This is a genomic window from Oleiphilus sp. HI0123 (assembly GCF_001635315.1).
In genome coordinates this window covers 1-17,355 of the sequence record NZ_LWGE01001455.1, presented here as the reverse complement: position 1 = coordinate 17,355, position 17,355 = coordinate 1, and the positions used below count along the sequence as shown (strand labels likewise).

Below are 17,355 nucleotides of genomic sequence, written 5' to 3'. Positions count from 1 at the left end.
CGTCCGCCTTTATCTTTTACTTCGGAAACCAAATTTTCTGCAAGAGACTTAACGTGTCTGCTCGAAGTCCCTGAAGCGATCACCATATAGTCTGTGACGCTAGTTTTATCTTTAACATCCAGCACACAGATATTATCAGCTTTAAGATCCTCTAAAGCCTCGACCACTACAGTTTTCAATTCTTCAGTTTGCATACGTTCTTTGTGTTCCCCATTTGGTTAATTTTGCCTGCTCTGAAACAGCGTTTCAAAACAGCAACTCACTCTCGATAAAGCGCATTATCACAGATATAGTCTTCAACCGCACCTATCACAAGGTAACGAATGCTTTTATTTTTCCTGACCGCTTCACGAATGGCAGTGCTAGAGATATCTAACTGCGTCAAATCAAGCATCAAAGCTAAGCCGCCCGGCTGCTCATGCAAGTAATTGGCAGACATAACCCATTCAAAGCCAAGTTGCTCCAGACATTGCTTTATATCGCCTTCAAGTTCACCCGGGCGCTTTACAACAACAATATGCGTCTGCTTTGATAGCTGCTCTGCCTGACGCCAGGTTCTTAAACCTCGCGCAGCATCAGTCCCCATGACGATACTCAAGGCCTGATCACCAAGCTCTTGACGCTTCTCGCGAACTGATTCAATGGTATAACTTGGACAACCCCGCCGAATCTCTCGCTCATCAACATTCAAACACGAGTCATGAGCTGTCGCCAGCTTCAACATTTCAAGGCGAGAGTCAGCACTTGCCGACACACTATCCTTATGCACAGCCTGGTAACAAGGCATCAAGTCGACACTGTTGACACCCAGTTCCGAGACAAGCTCGGTGGCCATGCGCAAATGACCAACATGAACCGGGTCGAAAGTACCACCGAAAACAACTTTCACGAAGTTAGACTTCTCATAAGGAATCTAATTAATGCAGGCCTCACTGACGGATATGCCCATCGCCCAGCACCACAAATTTTTCCGAAGTTAAGCCATGCAGACCAACCGGCCCACGCGCGTGAATCTTATCGGTTGAAATGCCGATTTCTGCACCCAAACCATATTCAAAGCCATCAGCAAATCGCGTTGAGGCATTGATCATTACCGAGCTGGAATCGACACTCGCTAGGAATTGACGACCTTTTGTATAGTTCTCGGTAACAATTGAGTCAGTATGGTGCGAACCGAACTCATTGATGTGCGCAATGGCTTCCTGCATACCCTCTACCACCTTAATAGATAATACCGGCGCAAGATATTCTGTCTGCCAATCTTCCAGCGTCGCATCCTTCGCAGCAAAACCCGCATTATTCAAGATTGTGCAAGTTTGCTCACAGCCACGTAGCTCAACCTCTTTTTCTGCATATAAAACTGCTAACTGGGGCAGAACCTCTTCAGCGACAGGCGCATCAACCAAAAGCGTTTCCATCGTATTGCAAGTGCCATAACGATGCGTTTTTGCATTCAATGAAATTGCCTTCGCCTTTTCAATATCCGCATCACGGTCGATAAACACGTGACATATACCGTCCAAGTGCTTAATTACTGTCACCTTAGCGTCTCGACTGATTCTCTCGATCAGACCTTTTCCGCCACGAGGCACGATCACATCGACATATTCTGGCATGGTGATCATTTCACCCACTGCCGCGCGATCTGTCGTTTCAATCACCTGAACAGCCGTTTCAGGCAAGCCAGCTTCAGACAAACCTATTGCGATACAGCTCGCGATGGCCTTGTTTGAATGAATAGCTTCTGAACCGCCACGAAGAATCGTTGCATTACCCGATTTAATACACAGGCTCGCCGCTTCAACCGTTACATTTGGTCTAGACTCATAGATAATCCCAATCACACCAAGCGGCACACGCATCTTGCCAACCTGAATACCGGAAGGCATATACTTGAGATCGTTAATAATTCCAACAGGATCATCAAGCCCTGCTACTTGCTGCAAGCCTTCAATCATGCCATCTATACGCGCTGGCGTAAGCTCCAAACGATCAAGCATCGCATCATCCAAACCATTTTCACGCCCAGCCTCAAGATCCTTTTTATTCTCTTGAATCAACATATCACGCTTGGCATTCAAAGCATCAGCGGTTGCTAATAGAGCTTTGTTTTTTAATCCGGTACTGACTGAAGTCATCTGGCTAGCAGCTTGACGAGCTGCCTCACCCACTTTGACCATATAGGCTTTAACGTCCATCTTCTTCTCTTGGCTTAATTATCAAAAACGCGATTATAGCGTGTTCCTACTGCCGCTCCTAGTACTAGCAATGTAGCACCCCAAAAAGAGCCGCCAAACAGCGAGAAACTAAACACAAGACATCCGTATTTCTTACTGATATCGAGACATCTTAAATAGAACATTATATTCTAAACATCTGATCTTTTAGCATAAGTGAGAATATAAGCGCACTCCACCACCACTCACTAAAGCACCACATCCCTTATTATTTAGCGACAAGCCTGTTATAATTCCGCACCCTTTTGTTAGGTAGCAGCCTATAGAAATAGCAGCTATCCACTTAAACACGATTTTTTCGTTTATTGACCTCTGGTAAGAGTTACATATATGTCGCAATACAATTTGACTCATTTAAAGCAATTGGAAGCTGAAAGCATCCACATCATTCGAGAAGTAGCCGCTGAATTTGATAATCCGGTAATGCTCTATTCTGTCGGTAAAGATTCCGCTGTTATGCTGCACTTGGCTCGCAAAGCTTTTGCACCAGGTAAGCCACCTTTCCCTCTAATGCATGTTGACACTACCTGGAAATTCCAGGAAATGATCAAGTTTCGTGACGAGACCGTTAAAAAGTATGGCTTCGATCTGATCGTGCATATCAACCAGGAAGGCGTTGATCAAGGCATCGGACCTTTTACTCACGGTAGTGCCAAGCACACCGACGTAATGAAAACCCAAGGTCTTAAACAAGCACTGGACAAATATCAGTTTGACGCAGCCTTCGGTGGCGCACGACGTGACGAAGAAAAGTCTCGCGCTAAAGAACGTGTTTACTCTTTCCGTGATGAAAACCACCGCTGGGACCCAAAGAATCAGCGCCCTGAATTATGGAATACTTATAACGGTAAGATTAATAAAGGTGAAAGCATTCGTGTATTCCCTTTATCTAACTGGACAGAACTTGATATCTGGCAGTACATCCACCTGGAAAACATCGATATCGTTCCACTTTATTTCTCAGCGAAGCGACCTGTTGTTGAACGTGACGGCGTCATGATCATGGTTGATGATGAACGTATGCCGATTGAAGAAGGTGAAAAGGTAGAGATGAAGTCGGTACGCTTCCGTACGCTTGGTTGCTACCCGCTAACGGGTGCAGTTGAGTCTGAAGCGACAACCTTGCCCGAAATAATTCAGGAAATGCTACTAACCACCTCCTCTGAAAGACAAGGCCGCGTCATTGATCACGACCAGGCAGGCTCAATGGAGCAGAAGAAGCGCGAAGGTTATTTCTAGGCCAGCATATACGTACAAAGCTGATACATAGCAACCAAGATTATTGCCTCACGCTAAGACCCAGCGCGAGGCAGCAAATAAAGAGATAGTTTACATGTCACACCAGTCAGATCTTATCAGTGAAGATATTAACGAATATCTGAAGCAACACGAACAAAAAGAACTACTACGTCTTCTTACTTGTGGTAGCGTTGACGACGGCAAGAGCACACTTATTGGCCGACTACTTCATGACTCTCAAATGATTTATGAAGATCAACTTGAAGCAATTAAGAAAGACAGCGTTAAGTCCGGCACCAACGAAGGTGAAATCGACCTTGCACTATTAGTTGACGGCCTACAGGCTGAGCGCGAGCAAGGCATCACCATTGATGTTGCTTATCGTTATTTCTCAACTGCTAAACGCAAGTTCATCATCGCCGACACTCCCGGACACGAGCAATATACTCGTAACATGGCAACTGGTGCGTCAACTGCTGACCTGGCAATCATCCTGATCGATGCACGTCACGGTGTATTAACGCAAACCAAACGTCACTCATTTATTGCTTCTTTACTGGGTATTAAGCACGTCATCGTTGCCATCAATAAGATGGATCTGGTTGACTACAGCGAAGAGCGCTTTAATGAAATCAAGAGCGATTACCTTTCATTCTCTGACCAGTTAGATTTGGGCGATATCCAGTTTGCACCACTTTCTGCACTGAAAGGTGTTAACACAATCAGCAATAGCGACAAGACACCTTGGTACAAAGGCAAGCCTCTAATGGAGATGCTTGAGTCAGTCGAAATAGCTAAAGACAAGAATCTGGAAGACTTCCGCCTACCAGTACAATACGTTAACCGCCCTAACCTTAACTTCCGTGGTTTCTGTGGAACGATTGCTTCGGGTATCGTTAAGCCTGGCGATAAAATTACTGCACTTCCTTCGGGTAAAAGCAGTACCGTAAAAGAAGTCGTGACCTTTGAAGGTTCACTGGATGAAGGTTTCGCAGGTCAAGCGGTTACGCTTACCTTGAATGATGAAATCGATATCAGTCGTGGCGATATGATTGTTCAGTCTGACAATCACCCAACGGTAAGTTCTGCGGTAAAAGCACATATCGTTTGGATGTCTGAAGACAAAATTCAGCCAGGCAAGCTTATTGATATTAAACTTGGTTCCAAGCAGGCTTCAGCGTCAATTCAGTCAATTGAGCATTTAATTGACGTTAATACGCTTGAGAAAAAGGATGCCAGCGAACTAGAGCTTAACAGTATTGCATTGTGTACGATCCATGCAAACCAGACACTTGCGTTTGACCCATATGGTGAAAACAAAGCAACGGGCGCCTTCATTATTATCGACCGTCTAACCAACGTAACGGTTGGCGCAGGCATGATCGTTGAAGCCGCTGAAGATACTAGCGCACAGTGGGAACCTGTTAGCGAAGCAGAGCGTGCAGCGCGTTTAGATCACCAGGTAGCCTCGATTATTGCTTGCTCAGGTGAAGCGGGTGATGTACTCGCTCAAGCCGCTGAGCGTAAGCTGTTCAATCAGGGTCGAACTTGCCTGTTGATCACCTCTCACATGGCCGACAACGATGCAGATAAACTCTTGATTGCTAAGGCAGCTAAAGAAGCAGGCTTAATTGCAATTACCTCATTGGAAGGCAGTTCAGATATTGCAGATACCGTACTATCAGCAACATCTGACGTAGATATTCCTGAACAGGTAAAAGGGCTTAGCTAAATTTGATTCACTGAGATACTCATCTCAGTAAGCCTAACCCAAAGACAGGGGCTACGATTTACTTCGTAGCCCCTTATTTCATTGGACACAGAGAGAACTCAATCCATGGCTATTACTTCGCTAGTTTTTCATAAGATTACTCGCTGGCAAGAAGATCAACCTTCAGAAATTCAACTCTGTGAGCAGGCACCTGACGTCACTGCAGATCATGAAGGACTCTTCAGTCAACTTAAAAAAGTCTTTCAATTCAAAGCAGGTAAATTCCACGGTCAATTTGATGAAGACTATAGTAGTGCCCCCTATCAAAACTGGTTGAAAGAGCAACTGGATGGAAAAATCAGCTTCGAGAAGCTAAGCCTTCTCTACATGAATCAACTCAAAGACCTAGTGGATAAAACCAGCGAGAGCTTTGAAGCCACTATCCTTACGGTTCATGAGGAACGTGCAGATGGCCCTCGAGTCTATATCTTTGCGCTGGAAACAAATTCCGGCCTACTCCTAGACTCTGGGCTTAATCTCGATACCGTGGACTACCTCAACACAAATAAAATGGATCTTGCCCTGCGCATCGACCTTGATGACTGGCTTTCAGAAAGCGAAAGTACTGACCCATACCTTTGCTTGGTCCGCGCACGCTCAAAAGCCAAAATAGGTGAAGCATTCACTCAGTCAATCGGTTTCAAGAGCTCTATCGACAGCGCAAAAGAAACTGAAACGCTAATGGAAGTATTAGCAGGCTACACCAAAGAAACCGAACCCAAGCAAGCTGCTCAGCTTCATCAAAAAGCCTATGACTTTTGCGTTGAACAGCAGCAGCTAGGTGAAGCAGTGCCGATTAATGAGCTATCGGGCTTCCTTGATGAAAATGAACCCACCCGCTTTGCTCAATTCGCAGAACAAGAAGCGCAACTAGACACCAGCCAAACCCTGCGCCCAGACACTCGTAAGCTAAAGCATTTGGTCAGAATCTCTGGCAAGGGCAATGGTTTAAGCCTGTCCTTTTCATCAGACCTTATGCAGCAAACAATCTTGTTTGATGAGCAGTCAAATACGCTCACTATTACAGAAATCCCCAAGAGCCTGAAAAAACAGATTCTTGAACACATTAAGGACAAGCAAGAAAACTAGTTCTTAACACTAAACCAAGGCGCCGGATTTACGTTCCGGTCATGCTGATAGGAAATAACATGTCTACCACACCAAACGAGCAAACTTACGTTGTTTGCGCATTATATAAATTTGTCACACTCGAAAATTACAAAGAGATTCAAACCCCTCTTCTTGAATTGATGAAGAGCATCGACGTACGAGGCACCCTACTACTTGCAGAAGAAGGCATCAACGGCACCGTTGCTGGCTCTAGAGCGGGCATAGACAAACTTCTTGAGTGGTTAAAGTCAGACCCACGTTTGAGCGATCTTAGCTATAAGGAGTCTTTCACCCAAGAAGCTCCGTTTGCCCGAACCAAGGTAAAACTGAAAAAAGAAATCGTCACCATGGGCGTTGAAGGCATAAACCCTAAGGAAGTAGTTGGCACCTATGTAAAGCCAAAGGACTGGAACGCACTCATCTCTGACCCTGAAGTTCTACTAGTCGATACGCGAAATGATTATGAGGTCGAAATTGGCACCTTCCAACATGCCTTGAACCCTCGAACCGAAAGCTTTAGAGAGTTCCCTCAGTACGTTGCAGAAAACCTGGATAAGGCAAAGCACAAAAAAGTCGCGATGTTTTGTACGGGCGGTATTCGTTGTGAAAAATCGACAGCTTACCTGAAAGAACAAGGTTTTGAAGACGTTTATCACCTTGAAGGCGGCATCCTTAAATACTTAGAAGAAGTTCCAGCTGAAGAGACCATGTGGGAAGGCGAATGCTTTGTCTTTGATGAACGCGTAGCAGTCAATCACCAACTGGAGAAAGGTCGTTACGATCAATGTAATGCATGTCGTCTTCCAATTACAGAAGAAGATAAATCTAGCGAGCTTTATGTTGAGGGCGTTAGCTGCCCAAGGTGTCACGACATGCACACCGAAGCACAAAAAGCCCGCTTCGCTGAACGACAGAAGCAAATAGAACTCGCTAAGCTGCGCCATGAGAAACACATTGGTGGCGATGTCAGCGAGACGATTGCTCGACGTAAACTTGAAAAGCAAGCAGCAATCAAAGCGCAGCAAGAGAAGTTAAGCAAGTAATACAGTTGGCCTCATTAGCTTATACGGGCGCCTCTTAGCAGGCCTCGTATAACTTTTATCGCAGGTACTTCATTTTTTTGCATACTGGTTCGCCTGAAGTCTCGCAAAACTCGCTATAATTCCCCAGAATAATAGACTGTTTGATACATGGATGCGCAATGAGCAAAATTTCTACCCTCTTTGTCTTATTTCTTGCAATTAGCTTGGGAGGCTGCGCTGCGGTCACCATTACCGAAAGCGGCCCCTCTGACTTCAGATACCGCCCTCATTATGAAGAATCCAAACATTTCTTTTTATGGGGCTTTATCGGCGAGCATCACATTGACGTCACCAAAATTTGTCGCCAACAACCCGTAAAACAAATGCAAAGCAAATACTCGGCAACAGATGTGCTATTTGCCACCTTATCTCTAGGCTTATACCTCCCCAGAACTGCGAAAGTCTGGTGTGAACTGGAGAATGACGATTCATGAAACAGCTAAATAAATTACTAAGTGCCACCCTGCTAGCGACGACAATAGCGATGAGCCAAGGCTGCGCAGTGATCCATTTTGAAAATGGCGAAGTCGTGCCTGACCCCGTACCGTCTCTATTTGACTTCTCATCAGATGTATCCGAAGACGATTTGGATGCCAGCTCAGGCAAGCGCTACCGCAGGTGGTATCACCACAGCATTTATCAGTTCGCTGAATTAAGCAATGCCCTTGAAACAAGTCAGGTTTGTGTCGGCCTTGACTGGAACCAGGTTACTACTGAGGTTACACCAGTAGATGTGGTGGTCGGCTTGCTGGATAACGCATTATTCTACAACGCCTCGGCTATGGGAATTGACCTCTGGTCTCATTGGAGCATTGAATACTCCTGCCGAACGCCTCAATAGTCAGCGAAACAGAAACTAGTGCGACTGCATAGACTTATGTCGTCGCACCTCGCGAAACAGCAAAGCTGAAAGCACGAGCGCACTGACTGCCAGCCCTACTCCCATACCTCCCCACACGCCTACCGCACCATAGGGCTCCAGCAAGAAGTAAGAAATAGGCATACCGACACACCAATAGCTAATAATCGCTGCCAATGTCGGCGAAGCTCCAAGCTTAAAGCCCCTAAGGGCGCCCATACTAATCACCTGCCAAGCGTCAACCACCTGAAAGATTGCAGCAACTAGAAGAATTGAAGCCACTAACTGAACAAATTCCTGGTAATTCTCCGCTAGAAGCTGTTCCTTTTGTACAAACAGCTGCACCAAAGTTTCAGGTGCAAAGATAAATATTATTGCAGCAAAACAAGCGCTTACAAGTGCCAGTACAAAACCTGAACCCACAGCTTGTGGAACCTGCCCAACAGCATTCTGCCCGTATAACTCCCCCACCTTAACTGAAACCGCTTGGGAGATCCCCAGTGGCACCATAAAACTTAAGGTAGCTGCCTGAAGCGCAACATGATGAGCAGCCAGAGCTGTCGCCCCCAACCACCCAATCATGATTGCTGCAGCCGAAAACATTCCCACCTCCATTGCATGGGCCAAAGCGATAGGTAATCCAAGCCTTAGCGTTTCAAGAAATTGCGAAAGAGAAAAGTTTTGCCAGCCCTTCCAAAAAGGAAATCCCTTAAATTCATCGCGTCGATAACTCAAAAACACCAATCCCAGAAACATCGCCCAGGAAATAATACAGGTTCCTAAGGCTATGCCTTCCAGGCCCATTTTTGGAAAACCCAAATAGCCTTCCATCAACACCAGACTAACCGGGTAATTTGAAACGGCTGCTATTAGGCTAATAGGAAGAATAAGCCTTGAATTACCTAAGCCAACAACCAAACTGCGCATCAAGATAAAACCAAATGCTGGCAACAATGCCCATAAAACAAGATCTAAATATGATTGAGCAAAAAAAACCAGCTCAGACAGCTGGCCAAAGAAAAGTAAGACAGGCGAGATATTAACCAAGCCAAAAGCAAAGACGACAAAAAGAATCACCACCAATAAGCTACCAGACAAGACTGCACGGTGGATTTCACTTTGATTACCACTGCCCTTAGCAAAAGCAACCATATTAGCCGTAGCGACTAAAGCACCAATACCAACGATGTAAAAGAATTGATATACAACTGCGCCCAAACCACCACCAGCAAGCACATCAACCCCTAAACGCCCCATCAATAGCGTATCGATCAAACCCATTAAAGCAAATGAGATTTGCCCTATTACCAATGGGCCAGCAAGGCTAAAGATAGCTTTCAACATAGGAGAGAGTCTTGTTCTAGTGAGCTTTTATCGCTCAAAGTTTATTCTGAAGCAGAATCACGCTTAGCTCTGATACTCGCATACCATTGTGAGGGGTTTATTATCTCACCGTCCTCTTCACTAACTTCGGGATATGGAAGTTTGTTCTGGTGGCAATAGCTAGCGACTTTAGGGTGCGCCCAGCGAAAGAAAGTTTCCTGATAGGTTTTACCATCTAAACGAACCTGATCATAAGACCCAGCCAAGGACCGCTGCCTTTGCGCTTCAGCGAGAATAATGGCTGCGGCAACCGATACGTTAAATGACTCCACCATACCAAGCATCGGAATCACAATATGCTGATCCACCTTGGCCGCTGCGATATCACTGACGCCCTTCTTTTCATTACCTAATAGAATCGCGCAAGGCTTAGTATAGTCAACATCCCTATAATCAATTGCGCTATCAGACAGATGCGCAGCATAAACCTTATAGTCCTTTTCATGCAGGGTATCAATCGCCTCTGGCATTGACTCATGTCGAACAATATCCACCCAACGATCACTGCCCATTGCCGTACCACTATAAGGGCGATGCTTATCCCAGGGCCATACCATATTTAGTTCTTGGATACCGACCGCATCGCTGGTTCGAACCAGTGCAGCAATGTTTCTCGGCTTATGAATCTGTTCTGTCAGTAGCGTTAAATCTGGCTGTCTGAGGTCTAACGTGCGCTTTAGTTTTTGGTAACGTTCTGGTGTCATGTCTTATCGAGTGACTAAAATTAGAATATTAACAACGGCCATTGCCAGCAAGCACAACCATGTAAACAAAGTACCGTAAAAACGACCTTTAGTCGGACCATTCTTCTTCGATAAGCCATAAGCATGTGCAATACGAGACAATAGTAGCGTCAGTCCGAACACATGTATAAGCCAGGGTGTTAAGTGGTTTAACTCGAGCATTAGCAGTAAAGCAATCCCTACAGGTATATTCTCTACTGCATTAGCATGCGCTCGCACAGCGCTCTTCATTGCTTTTGAGCCAGTATCATCACCAATGGATATTCCCTCATCTCTACGAAAGGTTGTCACCCGATAAGCTAGAAACACGATAAGGATCACTAACAATGAAGCATATAATGGACTAATAAATAACATGGTCATTCTCCTGGCTTTTTATTCTGATAATAAGTAACGCGGGCAGAAGGATCTACGACTTGTCTGGTCGCCCACCCGAAGGAAAACTGGCAACAGAACTGCGGCTTCCAGAGATCTTGGGCGTGCCTTCTTGCTCAACCTCATCAATTCTGACGATCGCATTCATTGGAATATAAGTTCGTTTAACACCAGTAAACTCGTTCTTCAAACGCTCCTCACTAGGATCTACAAGCAATTGACTCTTTTCACCAAAAAGAAGCTGCTCCACCTCAATGAAGCCGTATAGTTCCGAGGGATATACATGAGAAGCGTAAATCTCGTAGATATCTTCATTATTATAAAAAATAACTTTGTAGGTTTTTTTAAGGCTCATAAGGACAAGTAGTACCGAAGCGTTTTAAGGACGCGCTATCATAACAGAGAGCAGTAAAGTGACAAACCAAGAACTTGTCTCAAGCCATAAATTAAAAAACCAGCTAACTAATATAGAAAGCTGGCTTCATCACGATGAGATTGTAACGTTTATTCTAAACGGCTACTTTTCGTATCGATCACTTTTCTTCACATATTCCAAAGCGTCGATTACCGCTTTGCGTGCCTTGTCTTCAACCTCATGCCTTTCAGTGGGTGAGGTGTAGAAAAACATATCCACTTCATGGCGAATGTATCGTGGTGGCAAATGGTTTAAGGCTATACAAAGCACATCGGTGAGAACATCCTCATCAAAATCCTGCCCTTCTACCTCTTTAGCCAGTGTTTCAATTACCAAGGATTCGTAGTAATTCTGAATATTATCAAGAAGTGACATTAATATACCTCGTACTATCAGCAACAATTTTTATGTTTAGATCGATTTACACTCATGTAGATCGTCCCAGCCATTAAAGCATCTAAAGATAGAGTCTAGCATCTAAAACAATTAACAACAGAGCCAGTTTCAAAATGGCGATCAAAAAGCGGTAGAAAGCCTGTTTTCATTTAGTTACCCAATCACAACCCAATTAACAATAATTAATCGCATCTTGGCTGGCTAGGCCTGCGCTGATCACATACAATCGGAAGTAACCGTATANTTTATATGCTCATTTATTGGCAAAATTATTCTTATGATGATAACGAAGCGAAATATTTACACCCTTCTACTTAGCGTTCTAATCAGCTCGCTTTCCCTTTCTGTTTACGCTAAAGAAAGCAAAGCAGAATTTACTGAAGAACTCGCTCCAACAAGAGCCCAACAAGAAGCAAGCCTGTATGTTGCTCGCTCATTATCGCTAAATCATTACCGCAAGCAGCACATCGATAAAACACTTTCTGAGAAGGTTTACGAAAACTACCTTGATTCACTCGATCCCTCTCGAATTTATTTTCTTAGCGAAGATATTACAGAGTTCGAGATTTACCGCTTTCGCTTAGATAGTGCCTTAAAAACTGGTCAGTTAGACCCTGCATTCAGAATTTATAACCGCTACCAGACGCGAGTAATCACTCGCCTCAATAAACAAATTGAATTTCTCAATACCAAGCTGAACACCTTAGACTTTACTAAAGACGAATATATTTTAACTGACCGTTCAGAAGTAGACTGGGCAACAAGTGAAACAGAGCTGGATAATATCTGGCGCAAGCGAACTAAAAATACGGCCCTGTCTCAAAAACTAGACGGTAAAACCAACGAAGAAATTAAAGAGTCCTTACTAAAGCGTTATCAAAACCAGCTAAAGCGAACTCTACAAGTAAGAAGTGAAGATGCATTTTCTGCCTACATGAATGCCTTCACTACCCTATACGATCCTCATACCACCTATTTTTCACCACGCTCTTCAGAAAATTTCAACATTAATATGAGCTTATCCTTAGAAGGTATCGGCGCCGTACTACAAGCAGATAATGAATTTACTAAAGTGGTCCGTCTAGTTGCTGGCGGGCCAGCACAGAAACAAGGCAAACTTCACTCTGCTGACCGTATTGTTGGTGTTGCCCAAGGAGAGAAAGGCGATATGGTTGAGGTAATTGGCTGGCGACTTGATGAAGTCGTTGAGCTCATTAGAGGCCCCAAGCATTCTAAAGTCAGACTCAAAGTCATACCGCATACTGCCAAACTAGATACTGACACAATAGAAATTAAAATCGTTCGCGACAAAGTTAAGCTCGAGGAACAAGCGGCTGCCAGTTCAGTACTTGATATAGAGCGCGACGGAAAAAATCATCGAATTGGCGTTATTGATATCCCAACTTTCTACGCTGACTTCAAAGCCATGCAAGAAGGTGACCCAAACTATAAGAGCACGACACGAGACACGCTCAAATTACTAAAAGAAATGCAGGCAGAACAAGCTTTAGACGGACTTGTGATTGATTTACGCGGGAACGGTGGCGGCTCTCTCGATGAGGCTAATCAACTAACCGGACTATTTATACATGAAGGCCCTACCGTGCAAATCAGAGGAGCCAATCACCGCATTGAGGTATTGGATGATCCCGATCCTAAACTGATGTACGACGGTCCGCTCATTGTCTTGGTAGATAGACTAAGCGCCTCTGCCTCTGAAATCTTTGCTGGCGCAATTCAGGATTATGGTCGCGGTATCGTAATGGGTACACCAACATTCGGCAAAGGGACTGTACAAGCAGTTCGCCCACTTAACCATGGCCAGTTAAAAATAACACAAGCCAAGTTTTATAGAATCTCTGGCGCTAGCACCCAGCACAAAGGCGTTGTCCCGGATATTATTTTACCTGACACCATTGATACTTCGAAAGTAGGTGAAGATGCCCTGGATCACGCACTTGAGTGGGACTCCATTGCTTCAGCCAAATTTAGCAAGGTGGGCGCCTTGAGCCCGCTTAGCCAAAAACTAGCCGAGAGCCATATCACACGTATTACACAACATCCTGAATACGTACTTTTGTTAGAAGAAATAGAATTACTAGAATCTCAGCGCGGTATAGAAAAAGTAACGATTAACGAACAAAAACGAAAAACCGAAGACGAAGCCTTCGACAAGGCACGCTTGGACTTACTTAACAAGCGCCGCCGACTTGAACAAAAGCCAGAATTTGAATCTCTTCAGGCCTGGCGTGACAGCGAAGATGAAAAGCCTATTGAAACAGACAAAGCACAAGAACCAGACTTTATCGTTGAGGAAAGTGCTGAAGTCTTATTAGACTTTATTTCTTTACAGCAAGTTAGCGCGAATGCCTTAGCCAATGCTCTTTAGCAATAGAGCTTGATTCGGTAACACTCGACACTGATATAGCGTGGCACGACATATGAGCGAGAAAAACTCTGAAAAGCCCAAGTCAGATGAAAAAAAGTCTGCAAACTCTCGCTCCAAGAGTGAAAAAACTGAACCTTGGGTGTCTGAAGAGTCTATCAGTAACTTTTTAGGGCGTGTTTCAGGTGCAACCACGAGCGCCTTCAAGTTCGCTAAGAAAACTGGCGGCACGTCCTATAAAGTCGGCAAGGCCATCATTCAGTCGCAGGACCAATTAAAACTTATGGTATCTGCCGGTCAGTCCCTTAAAGACCTTCGCGAGGTTGCCGGCCTGACAGTTAGTGAGCTTAGCGAAGCTGTAAACCTGAAAGATAAGTCCGTTATCGAAGCTGTAGAGAATGGCACAGCCACTCTCTCTTTCGAACTAATACTCCGCCTGGCCGCCCTTCTTGCCAGAAACGACCCTATTCCTTTCATTCTCAAATACAGTAGAACCTACGCACCAGACACATGGAAAATCTTGAATGACTGGGGTGCCGGACGCCTTCCTCTTCATTATGAAAGAGAGCGACAGTTCATCAATATTTACCGTTCTCAAGACCAAGCGAGACAGCTATCGGATGAAGGCTACGAACGCGTTCTTGAGTTTACTAAACAAGCATTCAATATGTCTCTTCACTTTATCGCTGAGCAGGAAGATGCTTTACAAGAAATGATTGAGACTCAAGAGGAACAGATGGAAGTGCTCAGATCCAAAATGAGCCAGGTACATAAGCACAAAACGCAAGCACCAAGCGATGATAGTGATGCAAAACAAAACTCCGATGAAACGCCAGCTGAGGGCAAACCCAATGAACAGCAAAAAGACGCGCCCTGATCTCCCCTCCCTTTAAGCACTCTTTTCATCGAAGTTCGTGATATAGTCCCCTAAAGATTCTATTCATCCTCTAGCCTACGACACTGAAGTATAACTATTCGTTAATATTTTGAGAAAACGCAACCTTACCGAAGGCAATATCAGCCAGCAGCTCTACAAAATGACGGTTCCTATGATTGGCGGCATCTTGGCCATCATGTCGATGAACATTGTAGACACCTATTATGTCGGACAACTCGGCACTCGCGAACTCACCGCAATGAGTTTTACCATTCCAATTATCTCTATCCTATTAAGTCTGGCATTTGGCATTGGCATTGGAACTTCTTCCGTTATCGCTCGTGCAATTGGGGCTCAACAACATACCTTAGTGCAAGCATACTGCACACAAGCGATATTAATCGCCCTGATCGTAGCCATCTGCTTTGCCGTACTTGGCTACCATTTTATGGATCCGATCTTCACCCTACTTGGCGCACCGCAGGACTTGTTTGAGCTCATACATGAGTTTATGGATATTTGGTTTCTAGCCAGCTTTGTAGTGGTTATACCGATGGTCGGTAATTCGGCTATTCGCGCTGCCGGCAATACAAAACTACCCAGCATGGTTATGATAAGCGTTGCAATAGTGAATATGATATTAGACCCCATTCTAATTTTCGGCTTGCTTGGTTTCCCTAAACTTGGGCTAGCTGGCGCTGCCATATCAACCGTTTGTGCGTATTCGATTGCCCTGGTAATTGGTTTGTATGTATTGATAAAGAAGTTCGACTTCTTGAGCCTTAAGAGCTGCTATGGCCGGGTATTACAAAGCTGGCAGGCAATCCTCAAAATAGCTGTTCCCGCTGTAGGAACAAATCTAATTGCACCACTTTCAATCGCGATAACAACCTGGCTTGTAGCCCGATTCAGCCCCGAGTCTGTTGCCGGTTTTGGTGTTGCGTCACGTATTGAAGCAATCTTTCTTGTCGTAATTATGGGGCTAACCTCCATTATGGGCCCTTTTGTTGGCCAAAATTGGGGCGCAGAAAAACATGACCGGGTTTTCGAAGCACTTAAGATGAGCTTCAAGTTCGTTGCACTTTGGGGACTGGGGGCAAGCGTTTGTTTATGGCTATTTGCCAAGCCTCTAACCGGGTTGTTTTCGGCAGACGAATCAGTTATTGAGTCCTCCACCCTCTACTTATACTTAGTGCCTATCAGCTATCTATTTCTTGGCATCATTATGCTGAGCTCGTCAGCAGCTAACGGTATCGGCAGACCAATGCCCTCTTTGGTCATGTCACTTCTACGCTTAATCGTAATTTTTATTCCCTTGGCATTAGCGCTTGGTAATTTTTTTGATCTCGCGGGTATATATCTGGCCACAAGCCTTGCTAATATAATAGTTGGCACGGGTGCACTGTATTGGGTGCGCCACCTCAATAAAAGTAATTTAAAACATTCTTCACATATGGAACTCAAAGAGAGCAAAAGCAATGCCTAGAAACAATCGACTTGTCTACTCCACCGAAACAGGGCGAACTTGTCCAGAGTGTGAACAAGCCATTGACGAATGCACTTGCTCTGCAGACCAAACTCCAGAGGGAGACGGCATCGTACGTGTAAGCCTCGACACGAAAGGCCGAAAAGGCAAAGGTGTGACCGTCTTAAGTGGAATACTGCTAAAAAACAACGAGCTAAAAGGTCTCGCCAAAGAGCTCAAAAAGAAATGTGGTGTCGGTGGTGCAGTGAAGGATGGAAATATCGAAATCCAAGGCGATCACCGTGAACTGCTATTGAAGATTCTTACTGAGCAAGGCTACAAAGTAAAACGTTCAGGCGGATAAACACTAAAAATAGGAAGACAGATATGGAACTAGTTATTGGTAATCAGAATTATTCATCATGGTCACTTCGGCCCTGGCTATTACTGACTCACTTTGACATCCCGTTCGACGAAATTAAAGTATTCCTTTTTGAAGAAAATACCCATCAGCGCCTCGCGGATTACTCCCCCACCTTCAAAGTTCCTGTACTGATTGATGACAAGGAAGGTAAGGACCTTACAGTCTGGGACTCATTGGCAATTTGTGAGTATGTTTCCGAGCAATATCTTAAAGGTAAAGGCTGGCCTGAAGACCCAAGTGACAGAGCCACTGCCCGAGCCTACTGCGCTGAAATGCACTCAGGTTTTCCAGCCTTAAGAAGCGCCCTGCCTATGAACTGCCGGGCTACTCGTAAAGTCAACCTCCATGAGGACTGCATTAAGGATATTCAACGCATCGACGGCATGTGGCAAGATGCGCTCAACCGCCATGATGGCGATTGGTTGTTTGGAGAGTTCTCCATTGCCGACTGCATGTTTGCTCCGGTTGCTTCCCGTTTTGCGACTTATCAAATTGAAGTATCGGATACCAGCAGAGCTTATATCGACCGCTTGCTTNNNCTNCCNTTGATTGCTTGGCCGGGTGTTGTCGGCGAATTCATGAAGTTCTTACCC

The 17,355-nt window shown here is 44.8% G+C and carries 19 protein-coding genes; 11 read left to right on the top strand and 8 right to left on the bottom strand.

Annotated features, from left to right (window positions below):
• The 3 genes from rsfS to A3761_RS19020 all read right to left on the bottom strand — a co-directional run.
• A partial coding sequence (gene rsfS / locus A3761_RS19030) for a ribosome silencing factor (RefSeq protein ID WP_068750692.1) occupies positions 1-194 on the bottom strand: 194 nt, incomplete at its 3' end.
• Between the two features lie 65 nt (positions 195-259).
• A complete protein-coding gene (gene nadD, locus A3761_RS19025; protein ID WP_197469923.1) occupies positions 260-889 on the bottom strand; it encodes a nicotinate-nucleotide adenylyltransferase in 630 nt (209 codons plus the stop codon).
• A gap of 40 nt (positions 890-929) precedes the next feature.
• On the bottom strand, positions 930-2,198 hold the full coding sequence (locus A3761_RS19020; protein ID WP_068507915.1) for a glutamate-5-semialdehyde dehydrogenase: 1,269 nt from the start codon (positions 2,196-2,198) through the stop codon (positions 930-932).
• A gap of 369 nt (positions 2,199-2,567) precedes the next feature.
• On the opposite strand from A3761_RS19020, the gene cysD reads away from it, so the two are divergent.
• From cysD to A3761_RS18990, 6 genes are all read left to right on the top strand, one after another.
• A complete protein-coding gene (gene cysD, locus A3761_RS19015; RefSeq protein WP_068507917.1) occupies positions 2,568-3,476 on the top strand; it encodes a sulfate adenylyltransferase subunit CysD in 909 nt (302 codons plus the stop codon).
• Positions 3,477-3,570: 94 nt separating this feature from the next.
• The gene (cysN, locus tag A3761_RS19010) at positions 3,571-5,208 is read left to right on the top strand and encodes a sulfate adenylyltransferase subunit CysN (protein ID WP_068507920.1); all 1,638 of its coding nucleotides are present in this window, start codon (positions 3,571-3,573) and stop codon (positions 5,206-5,208) included.
• A 105-nt stretch (positions 5,209-5,313) separates the two neighbouring features.
• On the top strand, positions 5,314-6,336 hold the full coding sequence (locus A3761_RS19005) for a nucleoid-associated protein (RefSeq protein WP_068507922.1): 1,023 nt from the start codon (positions 5,314-5,316) through the stop codon (positions 6,334-6,336).
• Positions 6,337-6,395: 59 nt separating this feature from the next.
• The gene (locus tag A3761_RS19000) at positions 6,396-7,400 is read left to right on the top strand and encodes a rhodanese-related sulfurtransferase (RefSeq protein WP_068507924.1); all 1,005 of its coding nucleotides are present in this window, start codon (positions 6,396-6,398) and stop codon (positions 7,398-7,400) included.
• Between the two features lie 158 nt (positions 7,401-7,558).
• Positions 7,559-7,873 (top strand): Bor family protein, encoded by a 315-nt coding sequence (locus A3761_RS18995; RefSeq protein ID WP_068507927.1) that lies wholly within the window; start codon positions 7,559-7,561, stop codon positions 7,871-7,873.
• Complete coding sequence (locus A3761_RS18990) at positions 7,870-8,280, top strand: hypothetical protein (RefSeq protein ID WP_068507930.1); 411 nt, start codon at positions 7,870-7,872, stop codon at positions 8,278-8,280. Before A3761_RS18995 ends, A3761_RS18990 begins: the two co-directional genes overlap by 4 nt.
• A 15-nt stretch (positions 8,281-8,295) precedes the next feature.
• Here the strand turns inward: A3761_RS18990 and A3761_RS18985 are convergent, their stop codons facing one another.
• The 5 genes from A3761_RS18985 to A3761_RS18965 all read right to left on the bottom strand — a co-directional run bounded on the left by A3761_RS18985 (position 8,296) and on the right by A3761_RS18965 (position 11,589).
• Positions 8,296-9,642 carry an MATE family efflux transporter gene (locus A3761_RS18985; RefSeq protein WP_068507932.1) on the bottom strand — a complete coding sequence of 449 codons (1,347 nt, stop codon included), beginning with the start codon at positions 9,640-9,642 and terminating at the stop codon, positions 8,296-8,298.
• Positions 9,643-9,683: 41 nt separating this feature from the next.
• Positions 9,684-10,385: a tRNA (guanosine(18)-2'-O)-methyltransferase TrmH gene (gene trmH / locus A3761_RS18980; RefSeq protein WP_068507934.1), complete on the bottom strand. Its 702-nt coding sequence runs from the start codon at positions 10,383-10,385 to the stop codon at positions 9,684-9,686.
• A gap of 3 nt (positions 10,386-10,388) precedes the next feature.
• A complete protein-coding gene (locus tag A3761_RS18975) occupies positions 10,389-10,781 on the bottom strand; it encodes an MAPEG family protein (protein WP_068507986.1) in 393 nt (130 codons plus the stop codon).
• Between the two features lie 52 nt (positions 10,782-10,833).
• Positions 10,834-11,154, bottom strand: coding sequence for a DUF1820 family protein (locus tag A3761_RS18970; protein ID WP_068507936.1), 321 nt, complete (start codon positions 11,152-11,154; stop codon positions 10,834-10,836).
• A 162-nt stretch (positions 11,155-11,316) separates the two neighbouring features.
• Positions 11,317-11,589 (bottom strand): late competence development ComFB family protein, encoded by a 273-nt coding sequence (locus A3761_RS18965; RefSeq protein WP_068553743.1) that lies wholly within the window; start codon positions 11,587-11,589, stop codon positions 11,317-11,319.
• A 298-nt stretch (positions 11,590-11,887) separates the two neighbouring features.
• Between A3761_RS18965 and A3761_RS18960 the strand changes: the two genes are divergently transcribed.
• The 5 genes from A3761_RS18960 to A3761_RS18940 all read left to right on the top strand — a co-directional run.
• Entirely contained in the window at positions 11,888-13,999 is a 2,112-nt protein-coding gene (locus A3761_RS18960) for a carboxy terminal-processing peptidase (protein WP_068507940.1), read from the top strand.
• A 52-nt stretch (positions 14,000-14,051) separates the two neighbouring features.
• Positions 14,052-14,873: a RodZ family helix-turn-helix domain-containing protein gene (locus A3761_RS18955; RefSeq protein WP_068507942.1), complete on the top strand. Its 822-nt coding sequence runs from the start codon at positions 14,052-14,054 to the stop codon at positions 14,871-14,873.
• A 109-nt stretch (positions 14,874-14,982) separates the two neighbouring features.
• Entirely contained in the window at positions 14,983-16,359 is a 1,377-nt protein-coding gene (locus A3761_RS18950) for an MATE family efflux transporter (RefSeq protein ID WP_082870300.1), read from the top strand.
• Positions 16,352-16,702: a translation initiation factor Sui1 gene (locus tag A3761_RS18945; protein WP_068507944.1), complete on the top strand. Its 351-nt coding sequence runs from the start codon at positions 16,352-16,354 to the stop codon at positions 16,700-16,702. Before A3761_RS18950 ends, A3761_RS18945 begins: the two co-directional genes overlap by 8 nt.
• Before the next feature lie 23 nt (positions 16,703-16,725).
• The coding region (locus A3761_RS18940) for a glutathione S-transferase family protein (protein ID WP_068750690.1) at positions 16,726-17,355 on the top strand (630 nt) is incomplete at its 3' end.

Coding starts and splice junctions, on each gene's coding strand:
- A3761_RS19020 (WP_068507915.1), bottom strand. CDS start 2,198: ATGGACGTTAAAGCCTATATGGTCAAAGTGGGTGAGGCAGCTCGTCAA.
- cysD (WP_068507917.1), top strand. CDS start 2,568: ATGTCGCAATACAATTTGACTCATTTAAAGCAATTGGAAGCTGAAAGC.
- cysN (WP_068507920.1), top strand. CDS start 3,571: ATGTCACACCAGTCAGATCTTATCAGTGAAGATATTAACGAATATCTG.
- A3761_RS19005 (WP_068507922.1), top strand. CDS start 5,314: ATGGCTATTACTTCGCTAGTTTTTCATAAGATTACTCGCTGGCAAGAA.
- A3761_RS19000 (WP_068507924.1), top strand. CDS start 6,396: ATGTCTACCACACCAAACGAGCAAACTTACGTTGTTTGCGCATTATAT.
- A3761_RS18995 (WP_068507927.1), top strand. CDS start 7,559: ATGAGCAAAATTTCTACCCTCTTTGTCTTATTTCTTGCAATTAGCTTG.
- A3761_RS18990 (WP_068507930.1), top strand. CDS start 7,870: ATGAAACAGCTAAATAAATTACTAAGTGCCACCCTGCTAGCGACGACA.
- A3761_RS18985 (WP_068507932.1), bottom strand. CDS start 9,642: ATGTTGAAAGCTATCTTTAGCCTTGCTGGCCCATTGGTAATAGGGCAA.
- trmH (WP_068507934.1), bottom strand. CDS start 10,385: ATGACACCAGAACGTTACCAAAAACTAAAGCGCACGTTAGACCTCAGA.
- A3761_RS18975 (WP_068507986.1), bottom strand. CDS start 10,781: ATGTTATTTATTAGTCCATTATATGCTTCATTGTTAGTGATCCTTATC.
- A3761_RS18970 (WP_068507936.1), bottom strand. CDS start 11,154: ATGAGCCTTAAAAAAACCTACAAAGTTATTTTTTATAATAATGAAGAT.
- A3761_RS18965 (WP_068553743.1), bottom strand. CDS start 11,589: ATGTCACTTCTTGATAATATTCAGAATTACTACGAATCCTTGGTAATT.
- A3761_RS18960 (WP_068507940.1), top strand. CDS start 11,888: ATGATGATAACGAAGCGAAATATTTACACCCTTCTACTTAGCGTTCTA.
- A3761_RS18955 (WP_068507942.1), top strand. CDS start 14,052: ATGAGCGAGAAAAACTCTGAAAAGCCCAAGTCAGATGAAAAAAAGTCT.
- A3761_RS18945 (WP_068507944.1), top strand. CDS start 16,352: ATGCCTAGAAACAATCGACTTGTCTACTCCACCGAAACAGGGCGAACT.